This is a genomic window from Candidatus Chryseobacterium colombiense, from assembly GCA_029203185.1.
GTDB lineage: Bacteria > Bacteroidota > Bacteroidia > Flavobacteriales > Weeksellaceae > Chryseobacterium > Chryseobacterium colombiense.
In genome coordinates, this window is the sequence record CP119310.1 from 1,060,347 (window position 1) to 1,076,953 (window position 16,607).

Genomic DNA, 16,607 nt, shown 5'->3' on the forward strand with positions numbered 1-16,607 from the left:
TAGCTTTTTCTTTTATTTTAAAAACAATTCAGAAATAAATTAACAAAATATTTATTTAGATTAAATTTTATTAATACTATTCCTGGAAAGAATTCTGTGATAATTAATTCTATTTCGAAAAGCGAGCCGTATCTTTGCACCCTGAAAATGTTATTTACAATGAAAAGTATTTATTCTAAAATTCTGCTTTTAGCTTTCATGGCATCTTCGCTTTATTCTTATGCGTGGGGACTGACAGGACACAGAATTATTGCAGAAATCGCAGAAAATCATCTTTCCGGAAAGGCAAGAAGAGAAATTAAAAAAATAATGGGGAAAGAACGCCTTGCCTATTGGGCAAACTGGCCGGACTTCATCAAATCTGATACAACAGGGGCATGGAAACAGGCTTCTGCTTGGCATTATGTAAACATCGATCCACAGACAGACTTTAAGGCCTTTGAAAAAAATTTAGAAGCGCAGGCTGGTCCAAGCTTATATACGCAGATCAAAGTATTGTCAAGCCAGATCAAGGATGAAAAAACCTCTGAAAAAGACAGAAAAATCGCTTTAATTTTCCTTATCCACATTATGGGAGATCTCGCACAGCCTTTACATGTAGGAAGAGCGGATGATTTAGGCGGAAATAAAATAAATGTTACTTATTTTGGAGAAAAAACAAATTTGCACTCAGTTTGGGACGGAAAATTGGTAGATTCTCAAAAATACAGCTATACAGAATATTCAAAATTACTGGATATCAAATCTAAAGATGAAGTAGCAAAAATTCAGTCAGGAACAGTAGAAGACTGGTTGTATGATTCTCATCAGATTGCCAATAAAATTTATGCCCAGACTCCTAATGATTCAAAATTGGCGTACGATTATCAGTACAAATTCAATGATACAATGGAGAGACAGCTTCTATACGGAGGTTTAAGATTAGCTAAGTTTTTAAATGATCTTTTTTAGAAGATATTAATTAGAATTTATTATCACTATAATATAATAAGCGGAACCTAGGTTTCGCTTTTTTATTAATAACTATTCCTCAGAAACTGATATTTTTATGTAATTAAAATTTACTTAAAAAAAACATTTCTTGGTATGATTTTTTCAAAACTCTTATAAGTAGTAAATCATAAAATCGCTGTTCTATGACATGGGAGCGATAATTTACGACTATTTTTCTAATTTCAGTTGAACTAAACAAAAAATAATCAAAATAGGTGTAACCTTTTTACCTCTTGATACGTATAATATATAGTAACTCTTTTTTGAGGATAAAAATAGATGAGACAATTAAAAATCACTAAGCAGGTTACCAACAGGGAAACTGCTTCATTAGACAAGTATTTGCAGGAAATTGGTAAAGTAGAACTAATTACTGCGGACGAAGAAGTAGAATTGGCACAAAGAATCCGTGCAGGCGACAGAGCAGCACTTGAGAAATTAATCAAAGCCAACCTTCGTTTCGTAGTTTCAGTATCTAAGCAGTACCAAAATCAAGGTCTTTCTTTACCCGATTTAATTAATGAAGGTAACTTAGGATTGATGAAAGCGGCAAAAAGGTATGATGAGACAAGAGGTTTCAAATTTATCTCTTACGCGGTTTGGTGGATTCGTCAATCAATTTTACAGGCATTGGCTGAACAGTCAAGAATTGTAAGATTACCATTGAACAAAATCGGTTCCATCAACAAGATTAACAAAGCATACGCTCACCTTGAGCAGGAAAATGAAAGACCACCTTCTCCGGAAGAATTGGCTGAAGTTCTTGACATGAGCGAGGAAGATATCAAGGAATCTATGAAAAACTCCGGAAGACATTTGTCTATGGATGCACCTTTAGTGGAAGGTGAAGATTCTAATCTTTATGATGTATTACGTTCAGGAGAATCTCCAAGTCCGGATAAAGATCTGATGCTAGAATCTCTACAAATCGAGATTGAAAGAGCATTGAATACTTTGACTCCAAGAGAAGCCGATTTGGTAAGATTATACTTCGGATTGAACGGAAAACACCCGATGACGTTAGAAGAAATTGGTGAAACTTTTGATCTTACTAGAGAAAGAGTTCGTCAGATCAAGGAAAAAGCGATCAAGAGATTGAAACACAATACCAGAAGTAAGATTTTGAAATCTTATTTAGGTAAATAATTTTACGCAAAAATTTACTAACGGAGTTTGATTTTCAGACTCCGTTTTTTTTGCAATAATTTTGAAACTAAATTATATTTGTCATTCTGAACGGAGCAATGCGAAGTGAAGAATCCTCAAGAATTAAATAAATTCTTCCTTTCGTCGGAATGACAATAATACATTTATAATAATATCCATGAAAAAAATACTTATTACTTCTACTCTATTTTTAATACTTTCTTGTACTGAAAGCAAATTTGAAAATAAACCAACTGTAGAAAACGCTGTTGATAATACTGATTCTTCTATAAAAGGGTCTTTCTCAAGTCGATATGATGACAATATGATTGACAAGATTTATTCTGAACTGATCAAAAACGATAAAAAACTCTCTGCTCTTGATGATAGAATGCTAAAATCGTATGATCATCAAAGAAAAATTCTTGAATATTATAATGTTGTTCTTGATAAATCAGAAGCCTATTACAGAGATGCACATTATCAGACCAATAGTATTACCGATTCGCTTTTAAAACATCAGCTTGAAAATCAAATCAAGATAAATGCTGAAAAACATAATTTAAAAATAAAAAATATCAAAACCCTAATTTCCCAGCTTACAGCAAATGCTGAAAGAATAAACAATTTATACACAGCTTTCAAAATCAGAAAAACACTGCCTGAAATCGAAAAATATCAAAATGCCCACCCTTTAAAAACCGACAGTTTAGAGACTTTCATCAAGAAGCAGAATCAGTTATTGAATGAACTTAAAAATTTAAAATAGGGAATCAATTTTAATAGCCGAACTATAACTTTTAAAATAACATCTGTAGAAAATAAAAGACTGCTTCAACATTGAAACAGTCTTTTTTATTAATAAGTCAAAGTAATTCCGGCTCCCCATCCCATTTCGTTGTCATAATTCCCGGAAACTGACACCCATTTCTGTAAGATATACCGTAATCCTGTGTTAAATTCACCGTCAGAATTTAAGCTGAAATTTCCTCTTAACCTTCTGGAAAGCGGAATATCTTCCCTACTCAATTCCAGCAAAACTTTTCCGTTTTGATCAACACTTGCATCGGCTGTCACCAACATCGGCAAAAGATATTGCATACCCACAATAAAATTAGCTTTATTTTTAGAAGCTGTTTGCTGGCCAAACCAACTTTTCTTTCCATGGAAGTCCATTTCCATTTCTTCTGTCATTTGTCTTTCCATTATCTCATGGTTTTTCTGAATCCTGAAACCTGCATAAGGTAACGCCCATTGAAATTTCCCTAAGAATCTTCCGACTTTTACATTTCCCTCAAAATGATCGAAATCCCAATTGGAATGAAATTCATTAAGATTAGCCCATCTCGGTCCGAACATCGTCATGGTTTCAGCATGGAGTTTATTACTCTGAAGATCCAGCATAGCCATTGAGCTTATCATTCTGTTATCTTTTAAAAAGTTTTTCCATGCTAATTTTCTATTCGGAAGCTGTGGATTCGGCTTTGAGTTTTCATAACTGAAAATTCTTCCCATTCCTGCCATCATATGGTATAAAATATGACAGTGAAAGAACCAATCACCATCCTGATTAGCTGCAAATTCTATCGTATTGGTTTCCATTGGCATAATATCCACTACATTTTTAAGCGGTGAATATTCTCCTTTTGAATTAATCAGTCTGAAATCATGACCATGAAGGTGCATTGGATGACGCATCATGGAATTATTATACATGGTAATTCTCAGAATTTCTCCTTTTTTCACTAATATCTTATCTGTTTCTGTAACCGTTTTATTATCTAAAGTCCACAGATAATGATTCATATTTCCTTCCAGCGTAAATTTCAACTCACGAACATTTTCTGTAGGAAGAATTGTTTTTTCAGGAGATTTTAAAATATTATAAGATAACCTTTTAATTGATTTTTCTTGCTGCATATTCATAGCAGAATGTTCAGAATGGTCTTCATTTTCTTTTTCTTTGGTTTTGATTCCCATCATTTCATTCATATGCTTCATCGTTATTTTGCGCTGGCTTTCAGGAAGTTCTGGGTACATGACTTCATTCATGTCCATCATCTGATTGCTCATCGTCATATTCATTGGCTTCATATTTCCGCTCATTTCCATCATTCCGTTCATCATTTTCATTCCTTCAAAAAGTTTTAGTCTCGGTAAATTGGGAGCTTCAACCTTATCTCCCGAACCTAACCAAAGCGAAGCATAACCAATTCTGTCTTCCGAAGTCGCACGGAATTCAAAGCTTTTATTCTCAGGAAGGGTCACTTCAATATCATACGTTTCGGAAACACCGACTATTAAACGGTCGACTTCCACAGGAACTACATCATTTCCGTCATTTCCTACCACTTTTATTTTTCCGCCTCCGAAATTCAGCCAAAAATAGGTGGAAGAACCTCCGTTGGCTACTCTCAATCTGACTTTATCTCCTGCTTTTAATTGGGAATATTCTGAACTGGGCTGTCCGTTGATGAGAAATTTATCGTAATACACATCACTTACATCCATTGCTTCCATCCTCTTCCATTCATTCAGCGCTTTGGTTCCGAAGTTTCCGGATTTTATGGCTTCCCAATAACTTTGTACTGCATTTTTCTTAATGGCATACCAATCCGTATTCGCCATATGAAGCCTTCTTGCAATCTGCATGGGATCATCATCGCTCCAATCTCCTAATAAAACAGGAATTTCCTTTGTATATTCTGTTTTTGGTTCACCTTCTCTTTTTTGAAAAACCAGAATTCCGTTCATTCCAATCTGCTCCTGTAAACTTTCATGGGAATGATACCAATACGTTCCGTTTTGAGAGATTTTAAATTTATACAGATGGGTTTCTCCAGGTTGTACTGGTTTTGTGGTCAGATAAGGAACACCATCGTGCTCATTGGGCAAAATCACACCGTGCCAATGAAATCCGGTGTTTTCTTTCAGCATATTGTGAAGATAAATTTCTGCAGTATCTCCTTCTGTAAAATATAATGTCGGAGCCTTCAATTTTCCGTTCACAGCAATTGCTCTCCTATTTTTACCGGTAAAATTCACGATCGTATCTTTTACATAAAGATCATAACGGACTGTTTTTCCTCCAAAACTTATCCTGCCATTTTCTGAATTTCTTTTTAAAACAGAGCTTTTAGTCTCAGGTTCAAGTTCAAGTTGAGCATGATTTTCAATTTCAACCAAATCCATTCCACATTTCGGGCACTTTCCTTGTTTATCAGAAATTACTTCCGGATGCATCGGACAGGTATATTTTTGAGGTTGAAGTAGAGATTTAGTTTGAGACTTTGATTCTACTTCTTTTTTGTTTTTATTATTTAAAGCAGATTTAGGAATAGTAATTTTATCGGTTTTGCTAAATTTATTTACCTCATTTTTTTTCTCAAGCTTAGCCTTAACCTTATTCTTAACTTCTGTTGATTTTATCTCTGTTTTAGGCACAGTTTTCACTTCCGGTTGGGTAACAACTTTCGGCTTCATAACAATTGTTTTCTTCCTTAAAGTCATTCCGCATTTGGGACAATCCCCTGGTTGAGAAGAAACAATTTCAGGATCCATCGGACACGTAAAATAGATTTTTGTCGTCTGTGAAAAACTAAAGACAGGGAATAAAAGCACCAGAAACATTATTATTTTTTTCATAATATTTCGAAGTTTTAAAGCTGTATAATTTCAATTAAATAATTAAAGTTAATTCTAATTAAAACTATACAACTTATTATTTTTAAATAAAATAGATAAATTATTTAATCTCTGACTTCACACTTCCACATGAAAGCATAGAGCTTCCATAATAAGGATTTATGATTTTCTTTTCATCGCTCAGCCAGCTTCCATCAGCCATAGGGCAATATTGAACGTAAATAGGATTTTCCGATAATTTAAACTCTTTAGTCAGAGCAATCATGTTGTCTGAAAGGTTGAAAAAAGTTTCTCTTTGAGTGTTTATATTTCTTGCTTCAGAAATTGCGGTGGCGTCTTTTCTTAGGATATTTAAATTTCCTTCAGAAACCAGCTTATAGTCAATTGCAGAAGCCGTTTTAATGAATTCTGTTGCAGCTTTCGATGTTTTGTCTGCATCGTCTGAAGCTAAAGCCGATTTAATGGCAATATAATTTTGGTAAAGCTTAGAAACCTGAGCATCTTTTTTAGATTGAGCCGAAAGGGAAATGATTGAAAATAAAGATAATGCTGCTGTAATGATATATTTTTTCATTGTATTAAATTTTAGAATTAATTTTTTAGGATAAGAATTTTAATCGCATAAAGCGACAGGTCATGTCGTTACTTATAATAAACTTATCAAACGACTGACGAATTCTAAATTCTAAAATTACAATGATTGATATAGATAGGAACCGACCGGTTTTCCGGCGGTGCATTGATTTGAATCTGTGTAAATTTCGTAGCTGAAAAAGACCGGTCAGGAAAGAAAAAATCGTAATGCTGAATTTCTGATATTTGTTTTAGGAAATCAATTGTAAGAAAATCTGATTTTTGGGAATCATCAACTTTTACAACTTTGATTTCGGTTTTGCAGCAGTCTTTTTTTGTTTTAACTCCGCATTTGCTACAAACATCATCAACTTTCTGACTTATAGAGGCAAATTCCTCCATACAATAGTGTACACTGAAAACTGCTCCGGAAGAGAATCCGAAGTAGAAAACAGAAAACAGTATGGCAAGAATCTTTTTCATTGAGACAAAGTTAAAAATATCTTTAATAGGATGGTTACAGAATTTTGTATTGTTGTTATAAAATTCGGGAAAGAAAAAAAGCTTCTGGAATTCAGAAGCTTTTCATTTATAATTTAAATTCTAATTTCACATTAAAGAACCTTCCTGTAAGACGCACCGGAACCGGATACATCAGATTAGAGTTATAATCCGTAATCCACTGATTGGCAACTGTATTATTGATATTAAATGCATTAAATACCTGAACTCCCAATGTCAGTTCATCGAAATTGCTCCAGAAACCGTATGTTTTTTTATTGTCTTTTCTATCAATAAATACTTTGGAAAGTCCAAGATCTACCCTCTTATATGAAGGTAATGTATTCTGATACTGATAAGGGTCCGTAAATACAGGCGCTCCGTTTGGCAATCCCATGGCATAGACCAGAGTAAGGTTTACACGCATGGAAGGAAATTTCGGCATATAATCCTGATAAAACATCGCAAATCTCAGTCTTTGATCCGTAGGTCTCGGGATATTTCCTCTGCCATCAATATTTTCGTAGGCTCTTGCATAACTCGCAGACAACCAAGAGTCTATACCCGGAACAAATTCCCCGTATAATCTGGTATCTATTCCGTATGCATAACCTGAAGCATTGTTCTGACCTGAATAACGAATTCTGACATTATCCATATAATAAGGGATCAGATTATCCATTTTCTTATAATAGAGCTCTGTAGTCAGCTTAAATGGTCGGTCATACATCTCAAATTCGTAATCATTTGCTAATACAAGCTGTATAGAACGCTGAGATTTTATATCAGAATTGAAATTCCCCTCCAAGTCTTTGATTTCTTTATAAAAAGGAGATTGGTAATAGATACCACCATTCACTTTAAATAACATATCTGAATCCCAGTCAGGCTTTATAGCAAACTGGAATCTTGGAGAAAAAATAGTTTCTTTATTAAAACTCCAATTGGCAACTCTTGCGCCTACGTTTACAAATACCTTACTGTTTCCCCAATAAAACTTCTGAGAATATTGTGCATAAGCAGATAGTCTTGTCGGCTGAATATGATTTTTTCCTGCTATGCTGTAAAACAGCTCAAGATCACCTTCATTCATTCTTGGATTAAGAATATTAGCTGGTCTTGGAATACTGTAACCTGCAGAATCTACCAACTTCCACTCATTCGTAAGGTCTTTCAGATTCTCTTTTTCATATTTGAAACCCACTTCAAAATCCGAATTTACATTAGGAGAAAATTTCGCTCTGAACTGCGTTCCGTAGGTTCTTACAAAAAGATCATTTCTTGCACTCTCAATCTGACCTCCTACATCATAGGAAACAACAGGAGCTCCCGTCGCCGGATCAAAAGTCTGAAGTTCGTATTGAGAATGAATGGTATAATATTCTTTTTCTCTGTTCTGATAAGAAAAGCTGTCTAAGGTAAATCTCCATTTATCTGATGGTTTATAATTCATAGAGAATGTTCCCATCATATTTTTATACATATCCTGCTCCTGTCCGGCATAACCGATATTGACAGTAATAGGCTGCTGAAGACTTCCAAAGGTTACACTTTTTGCTTTGGGAATCATTTCATAATCATTCTTAGAATAGTATCCTATGAATGAAAGTGAAAATTTATCGCTTACATGATAATTGATGTAAGACTGAAAATCCCAATAGGAAGGGTTAAAATCCGTATCTTCATTTAAAGTATTTAGTACCAGATTGGTATTTCTGTACCTTCCTGAAAATAAAGCGGTCAGTTTTTTATTTTTTGAAGCCAACCCTGCCGTTAATCTGCCTCCGATAAGACTGGCTTCTCCCGAAAGTTCAAGCTTTTTAGGTTCTCTGTAATAAATGTTAAGAGCGGAAGACATTTTATCTCCATATCTTGCCTCAAAACCTCCTGCTGAGAAATTAACCGTAGAAACCATATCCGGATTAATGATACTCATCCCCTCCTGCTGAGAGTTTCTGATCAGAAACGGGCGGTAAATTTCAATATCATTAATGTAGATAAGGTTTTCATCATAGTTACCACCACGAACCATATACTGGGAAGAAAGCTCTGTATTGGAGTTTACAGAAGGTAGGGTTTTAAGAATCCCTTCAATTCCTCCTGAAATACTGGCCACATTCTGAGCATCTTTTGCTGATATCTTTACAGCGGAAAGGTCGGTTGTTTTTCCTGACTGTCTCTGGAAAACGACTTCCTCGATATTGGTAACTCTAGTTGTTGTATCTTTTTTCTTGGTCTGAGAAAATACAAATAGAGGAGCCATTAAGCTCAATGGTAAAACTAGTTTTTTCAAAAGAAATGTTTTAAAATTTCAAACGGTTAATTTATAACTTTTATTTTATTATTTGACTCTGCAGGAAAACTTTTGACCATTCTTCCACAAATTTTTCAGGTAATTTCTTTTCTTTTATGGCAGCAATGCACATAAATACATCATTATTCCCTTTTGTAAAGTAATAAATCTGAGACTCCGTAGTTTTGGAATCTTTATAAGAATCTGCCTCCATTGTAAAAAGAATGTACTCTCGTTCATCTTTTTTATTTCTTGCCAATTCTTTTATTTTTAGATTTTTGGTCTTTGCCTGAGTACTTTTTTTAATATTATCAAAAAAAGTCTGTAGCGGAACTGAAGCTACATTTTTAGTAACTAATTTTGTAACAATAATATCATAGTTATCCCAATTCTGACCTTTAGGAATATATTCCATCATGATCATCTGATCATTTTCCTGTTTTTCTTCCAAATGAAGATTATATTTTTCAGGTAAGGAAAATTGTAATGAATCTCTTTTCTGGGCATATACAGATAGAGAAAAGGAGATTGATAAGAACAATAAAAATTTCTTCATTATAAAATAGCTTCTCTTACTCTTGTCAATTTTTGTAATAAATCTTCTAATAAATCAAGTCTTAACATATTGGCTCCATCAGATAAGGCGGTTTCAGGTGTTGGATGGGTTTCTATGAAAATCCCGTCCGCACCTACAGCAATTCCTGCTTTGGCAACCGTTTCAATAAGATCCGGCCTTCCTCCTGTCACTCCTGAACTTTGGTTAGGCTGCTGTAAAGAATGCGTAACATCCAAAATAACCGGAGCATATGCTCTCATCGTAGGAATTCCCCTGTAATCTACAATGAGGTCTGTATATCCGAAAGAATTTCCTCTTTCAATGATCGCAACTCTAGGATTATCAGAATCGGTAATTTTCTGAACAGCAAATTTCATAGATTCCGGGGAAAGGAACTGCCCTTTTTTAAGGCTTACACATTTTCCTGTTTTTGCTGCAGCGACCAAAAGGTCTGTCTGACGTACTAAAAAAGCAGGAATCTGCAGAACATCAACATACTGAGCTGCCAAAGCAGCATGTTCGTTCTCATGAATATCTGTTGTTGTTGGAATATTGAATGTTTCCCCGACTTTTTTAAGGATTCCCAAAGATTTTTCTTCGCCAATTGTCGTAAACGAGTCTACTCTACTTCTGTTGGCTTTTTTGAAACTTCCTTTAAAAATATAGGGAATATTATATTTATTAGTCAGTTCTACCACTTTTTCAGCAATTCTAAGAGCCATATCTTCGCCTTCAATAATACAAGGACCGGCAATAAGGAAAAAGTTTTTTGAATCTTTGTGATGAATATTATCTAAATACTGAATCATTTTATTTTTTATTAAAAAGTTCAGTAAAAATACTGAGAAAGTTTCAGAATCGGAAATTATTTGAAGGCTTTAATACTATGATGATAATAGCTCTAGTCTTTCAATTTCTAAATTTTTCTGAGTTTTAGTTTATACGAATGGATGGATGCTTCGACTTCGCTCAGCATGACATCGTTACAAAGCAATATTAAGTTAAAGATTGATAGTATTCGGCTGTCATGCTGAGCTTGCCGAAGCATCTTTTCTATTCAATCCAAGAAGGATTTGAAATTAAAATTTCTTTAAAATCTTTTCAAAAGTATTGATATTCCTGCTTGTAAACTGATCTTTCAAAGTTTTCTTTCCTAAAATCTTTCCAAAAGTAGAATCTAAAGTATTCCCTTTCGGAACTTGCCAGTAAAAGATATTATTCACGATCTTAGCGTCTTCATGGTCTGTTTTTACGGCGTTTTCAAATTCCTGCATCAGAACTTTTTCAACACCATCGTTTCCGACAAAAGTATAGGAATGAAGATCATCATTTTTTTCAAAAGGGTTCCCCTTCCAAAATTGTTCTATTTCCTCCTGGGATTTAATGAACAGATAAGCCTCGTAAGAAAAATGTTCAGACATGGCTTTTTCAAGAATTTCTTTTAGTTCTCCGGCTTTTTTATCTGATGAAAAAATAATATTTCCGGAAGCCAGAACGGAAGCAACATTTTTCACTCCTGCATCTTTAAATACCTGGCAAACTTCTGCCATTTTCATATTGGTTCCTTTTACATTAACTCCGCGAAGAAAAGCACAGTATTTCATGGTTGATAGATTGGTTAAATTGTTAAGCTGCTAAGTTGTTAATTTGTTGAATTGTTGAATGATTATATTATTTAATTTTTACATATAAGTTATAATCTGTTCCGGATGGTTTCAGATGATAAATTTTATCAAGAATTTTATTCTGGCTGTTTAGATGTTCTTTAATTCGAAATTCCTTCAAAAGCTTATAATGGGTTTTATAATATTCAGCATCTTTTTCGGTAAACAAATCTTTATAAGAAAGCAGGTATTTAGGTTTTCTTTTCTTTACCGTATTGATCCAATAATTGACTTTGTCTTTTTTGATCTCTTCCTGAATCTGCTTATCGACCAATCCTACTTCATCAATTGTTTTTAATCCCGAGAAATAAGGAATATAACCTGCAGGTTCAAGCAGAATCCATTGTTTTTTGTCTTTTTCATATAAATCCAGATAAAGCCCGATTGATCTTCTGTAATTCCATTCCCCGTTTCCTGTGGCAATGGAATGTACCGTCTGAAAAGCCAACATTGGAAGAATATAGAAAACAACCAGAGAACACAGCCAAATATTTCTTTTTTCTTTCTGCTCTAATACAAATACTATAACCGGAACAAAAAGTAAAATTTGAGGAATCCAATAATACCAATCGAAAAGACTTTTCTGTGAAAGAAAAATAATCTGTTTCGTCCAGGCAAAAATAAAAATCATCCACAAGAATTTATTTCTTTGCGTTTGTGCTTTCTGTCTTATGATAAAAATGAAACATACGATCTCAAAAACAGCCACAAGAATGGTAAAAGGATTCAAATCTCCGGGTAATTTAAGCATTCCCCAAAAGTTACCGTAATTCAGTCTGAAATAATCCCAGTTTTGCTGTAATGTAAAATTGTTGTCATAGCGCAGTTTTTTAGCAACGATTGTATTGTTGATCAATTCTCCAAAATAAAACCAGTTAAAAGCTAATGCGATACTGATTCCTAAAATACCTCCGAAAACATAGCTCCATTTTATTTTTCGATTCCAAAAAGTATCGACTAGAAAGACAATTCCCAAAAAAATGGCTGAATCTATTCTGGTAAATAAAATTAAAACAGGAAAAATAAGTAAAGCCCATTTTTGCTCTTTTTTGAAGCCATAATACAGCAAAGTCATTTCTAAAAAGAACAGGATTCCGTATTCCATTCCTAAAATAGAAATCTTAATAGAGGGAGGGAGAATACCAAAAAGAAATATGAAAATTGCTTGATGCCAAGCGTTTTTAAAAATCAAATTTGAAAGGAAAAGACTTCCTATTGTAAACAATACGGTATTAAAAATAAGTAATGGTTCTATAAAGTTTTCTTTCCCGAAAATCAGATTGAAAAAATAGGATACAAAAACATATAGATGCGTAGTAGAAGCAGAGATTTTAGTAGCTCCGTTAAAACCTATAACTCCATAATCCATAAGGTTCTGAGCGACTCTCCAGGTAATAAAAGCATCTTCCTGAATATGATGGGTGAGCAAAAAATACAGTTTTACAATAATTGCAAAGAAAACAGCATAAATGGGAAGATATTTATTTTGAGGTTCGGTCATTATGTATTTTTAATGACGCAAAGATAATTTTAAAATTTCTGATTATCAACAAATAAAAAAACGGAACCGAAGTTCCGTTTTTAAATACTTATTGTGTCGCTTTTATAATCGCATTGGTAATCTGTTGTTCTTTTTCTTTGGAGTAAGTAGAATCGTATGGTTCCATCACATCAAATAAATATTGGTAGAAAGGCGTTATCTTTTGTACTTTTTCAGATTCTTTCATCGCCTTTTCTTTACCCATTTCTTTAAGATTCTCTACAAATCTGTTGAATCTGCTGTCAATAGGCTCTATTGATTTTACCAGATAATTATACGCTTTATCTTTTTGACCTATTTTTCTGTATCCATCAGTAACCGCAGAAACAACTAATGAATATTCCATAGGTTTGCTTCTCATTTCCCTTCCTATCAGTTTCTGGTCATGAGGACTTAGTTTCAGATAATATTCGTATTCTTCAAAGATTCCTTTTTTGAGCACGTCTGCTAATTTCAATGCTTTCTGTTCCTGGCCTGCAACAATATATCCGTAAACTATAGAGCTTAATGAACGAGGATCATTGTATTTTTCTGCAGGAATTTCTTTTGCCGCAAGATCCAGTAATTCTAAAGCTTTTGCCTTTTGACCGCTTAATGCCAATGTCGCTGCTGCTCTACCTGCAGAGCTTCTGTAGCTGATAATATTTGAAGTAGCCGTTTCATCAAAATGCGTATTCAGATCTTTAAAATTACCCCATCTATAGTTTTTAACCACATTATAAAGTGAATTTCCATCTACTCTTCCTAAATCTCCGTCTGCAGTTTGAGGGGTATGAATAGGAATTAATCTATAACTAAATCCGTCAAACTGTAAATATTCATCAAGATAGAAAATATTTTCACTGTCATAGATACCTCCTGAAGAGAAGCTTACCGGTCTTTTCCAATCAAAGTTAGCAAGCAGATCAAGCATCATCAGGTTGCTCTTGTACAATGTATTGGCTTTATAATCAATCATAATCTGATTCGCTACATTTGGAAGATCTGACGCATTGATGATTCCTGCTTTTACCGCATTTTCTTTATTGACAGGCAAGATAAATTTGGTTACCGGAAGGATATTGTATTTTTCATATTTTTCTTCTCCGAAGTACATTTTTAAAAGCTCATCTTTTTCAGGTGATTTCGTTTTGATGAAGTTAAGAGCTTCTTTCAATGTTATAGAATCCTGTGTAAGATATTTTCTGAATGACTGGAATTCTGTTTCCGGAGCGCCTTGTTGTTTCAACATTGAGAAAACTCCTTCCCAATCTTCTTTCTTCATCAGATAAATCTGGTCATTTACACCGTCTCTGTAGTCATCATGAGTAAGGATACCCGGAATTCCTGCTGCATTGTACGTTCTTCTTTTTACCTGATCCAAATTCCAAGGAGTCGATGCCAACGTAAAGTTAACCACTTTCACGTCATCACGGAATCTTTCTGTCTCCTGAATTGCCCAAACCGGATAAGTATCATTGTCTCCATACACCAATAAAATATCATTCTTTGGCAAAGATTTCAAAATTGAATATCCGTAATCGTAAGAAGTATATCTGTTGTGTCTGTTGTGTACATTATAATTCTGGAAGCCCATCATAAAAGGAACTCCTAATAACACTACGCCTGCAACAATATTTGCGGCATTGGATTTTATTTTAGACTGTAAAAACCAAAGAATAGCTCCGGCTCCTAAACCAATCCATATCGCGAAAACATAGAATGAACCTACCATCGCATAATCTCTTTCCCTTGGCTCAAAAGGTTTTACTCCTGTATAGAAAATAATCCCAACGCTCATTATAATAAAGATTGAAAGCATTGCATAGAATCTTCCGAAATCTCTGTTTAACTGGAAAAAGAATCCAATTAACCCTAAAATTAGAGGTAAGAAGAAAAACTTAACGGTACTTTCATTTTTATATTTTGCAGGCATTGCTTCCTGATTTCCCCACATCGCATTATCAATAAAAGAGATTCCGGAGATCCAGTTTCCTCTTGTATTTTCAGTGCTTCCTTCAAGGTCATTCTGTCTTCCTACAAAGTTCCAGAATAAATATCTTACAAAATAATATCCGTTTTGGAAAGTAATAAAGTAATCCATATTCTGAGCCAATGAAGGCTTCTGAACATTAATCAAATCGTAAGGTTTTACTTTAAGATAATCTGAAGCGGTAATCGTTCCGTCTTCGTATTTTGCTCTTAATTCTTCAAAAATCTGTTTTGCCTGAGGATCATCAGCAATATCTGCATTGTCATAGTTGAATGTAAAATCAGGCGCTCCATACATAGAAATATAGTTAGCCATTACCTGCTTATCTTCACTAAACATTCTCGGCATTAAGCTTACATGCGATTTGTTGAACACATAGTTGAATCGATCTCCCGTTTTTCTGTAGGTTCCGCTTTTTTCATCTTTTTCGTAGATGTCACCTGTTTTAACTGTTTTAAAGCTTCCATCCTCATTTTTCTCAATTCCTTTTGCATCTAAAAATGCTGTATAATTCTGTCCATAAATTGTTGGCCAGTCACCATACTGTTCTCTGTTATAATAATCCAGCATACCAATTGCTGTATCAGGATCATTAAGGTTCATTGGCGGATTTGCATTGGCTCTGATCGGAATTACCATCCAGCAAGAGAAACCGATAATCATATATACTACAGATAATGCAGCCGTCTGAAATACGTTTCTTTTTGATTTTCTTGCATACTTAATAAGGAAATAACAAATGGCAACCATTAAGATAAACGCAACGATAGTTCCTGAATGGAAAGGTAGTCCCAATCCGTTTACAAAGAAGATCTCAAGTCTTCCGAACATCGTCATGATCAATGGGAAAATAATTTTGAAAACAATAATTAAAATTCCCAAAGTAATTAAGTTTGCCCAGATAAAATTCTTCCAGGTGAACTTATAGTTTCTTGCATAATACACTAAACAAACTGCCGGAATTGCCAGCATACACATCATATGCACTCCCACAGAAAGACCAAGGATGAAGAAAATAAGGATAATCCATCTTTCATTGGCAGCATCTTTATATTCATTTTCCCATTTAGTAATCAACCAAACTAATAAAGCAATAAACATAGAAGCCATAGAATATACTTCACCTTCTACAGCAGAAAACCAAAATGTATCTGAAAAGGTAAAACACAAAGCGCCTACAACTCCTGCAAAAAGGATAGAGATTTCCTGATGTTTTGTTACTTCTTCAAAATCTTTGTTCAGAAGTCTTCTTAAAAAATGAGTGATCGTCCAGAACAAAAACAAAATTGTAAATGCACTGAATAATGCAGACATTCCATTAATAACAATTGAGTAGTTTTCACCATTTCCAAAAGCAAAAATAGCTGCTACTGCGCCCACGATCTGGAACAATGCTGCTCCCGGTGCGTGTGTCACTTCCAGCTTTACTGCCGAAGAAATATATTCCCCACAATCCCAGAAACTAAAATTGGGCTCTATGGTCGAAAGATAAGTGAAAAATGCAATGACAAAAATCACCCATCCGAGAAAGGTGTTCCATTGCCTAAAAGTCCAGTTTTTCATAGTATAAAATCAATTATGCGAAAATAACGTTTTTAGATCATTCCGTGGGGATTTTAACAAAATTTAAAAATTTGGCGTAGTATTTGCCAAGTCTCTACAGGGAAAATTATAAATTAAAAAATATTTTTTAACCAATCGATCGTTTGAAATTCAACAAAAGT

Annotated in this window: 12 protein-coding genes; 3 read left to right on the forward strand and 9 right to left on the reverse strand. The window is 34.1% G+C overall.

Translation table 11 applies throughout. The features are described 5' to 3' along the window. Positions 1-159: 159 nt before the first annotated feature. The 3 genes from P0Y62_04620 to P0Y62_04630 all read left to right on the forward strand — a co-directional run bounded on the left by P0Y62_04620 (position 160) and on the right by P0Y62_04630 (position 2,908). Positions 160-951 (forward strand): S1/P1 nuclease, encoded by a 792-nt coding sequence (locus tag P0Y62_04620; protein ID WEK70839.1) that lies wholly within the window; start codon positions 160-162, stop codon positions 949-951. Between the two features lie 321 nt (positions 952-1,272). Continuing rightward, positions 1,273-2,139, forward strand: a complete 867-nt coding sequence (locus P0Y62_04625; GenBank protein ID WEK70840.1) for an RNA polymerase sigma factor RpoD/SigA — start codon at positions 1,273-1,275, stop codon at positions 2,137-2,139. Between the two features lie 178 nt (positions 2,140-2,317). Continuing rightward, the gene (locus P0Y62_04630; protein WEK70841.1) at positions 2,318-2,908 is read left to right on the forward strand and encodes a hypothetical protein; all 591 of its coding nucleotides are present in this window, start codon (positions 2,318-2,320) and stop codon (positions 2,906-2,908) included. Between the two features lie 89 nt (positions 2,909-2,997). On the opposite strand, the gene P0Y62_04635 is transcribed toward P0Y62_04630, so the two are convergent. The 9 genes from P0Y62_04635 to P0Y62_04675 all read right to left on the reverse strand — a co-directional run bounded on the left by P0Y62_04635 (position 2,998) and on the right by P0Y62_04675 (position 16,446). Next, entirely contained in the window at positions 2,998-5,784 is a 2,787-nt protein-coding gene (locus P0Y62_04635) for a multicopper oxidase domain-containing protein (GenBank protein WEK70842.1), read from the reverse strand. Between the two features lie 100 nt (positions 5,785-5,884). Beyond that, positions 5,885-6,358 (reverse strand): DUF3347 domain-containing protein, encoded by a 474-nt coding sequence (locus P0Y62_04640; GenBank protein WEK70843.1) that lies wholly within the window; start codon positions 6,356-6,358, stop codon positions 5,885-5,887. Between the two features lie 104 nt (positions 6,359-6,462). Continuing rightward, positions 6,463-6,840: a hypothetical protein gene (locus P0Y62_04645; GenBank protein WEK70844.1), complete on the reverse strand. Its 378-nt coding sequence runs from the start codon at positions 6,838-6,840 to the stop codon at positions 6,463-6,465. A gap of 106 nt (positions 6,841-6,946) precedes the next feature. Continuing rightward, a complete protein-coding gene (locus P0Y62_04650) occupies positions 6,947-9,151 on the reverse strand; it encodes a TonB-dependent receptor plug domain-containing protein (protein WEK70845.1) in 2,205 nt (734 codons plus the stop codon). Positions 9,152-9,191: 40 nt separating this feature from the next. Beyond that, complete coding sequence (locus tag P0Y62_04655) at positions 9,192-9,707, reverse strand: hypothetical protein (GenBank protein WEK70846.1); 516 nt, start codon at positions 9,705-9,707, stop codon at positions 9,192-9,194. After that, positions 9,707-10,516 carry a 3-deoxy-8-phosphooctulonate synthase gene (gene kdsA / locus P0Y62_04660; GenBank protein ID WEK70847.1) on the reverse strand — a complete coding sequence of 270 codons (810 nt, stop codon included), beginning with the start codon at positions 10,514-10,516 and terminating at the stop codon, positions 9,707-9,709. Before kdsA ends, P0Y62_04655 begins: the two co-directional genes overlap by 1 nt. A 270-nt stretch (positions 10,517-10,786) precedes the next feature. Further along, positions 10,787-11,311, reverse strand: a complete 525-nt coding sequence (locus P0Y62_04665; protein ID WEK70848.1) for a DUF1697 domain-containing protein — start codon at positions 11,309-11,311, stop codon at positions 10,787-10,789. Between the two features lie 67 nt (positions 11,312-11,378). After that, positions 11,379-12,872, reverse strand: coding sequence for a hypothetical protein (locus P0Y62_04670; protein WEK70849.1), 1,494 nt, complete (start codon positions 12,870-12,872; stop codon positions 11,379-11,381). An 88-nt stretch (positions 12,873-12,960) separates the two neighbouring features. Next, positions 12,961-16,446 carry a DUF2723 domain-containing protein gene (locus P0Y62_04675; GenBank protein ID WEK70850.1) on the reverse strand — a complete coding sequence of 1,162 codons (3,486 nt, stop codon included), beginning with the start codon at positions 16,444-16,446 and terminating at the stop codon, positions 12,961-12,963. Between the last annotated feature and the right edge of the window lie 161 nt (positions 16,447-16,607).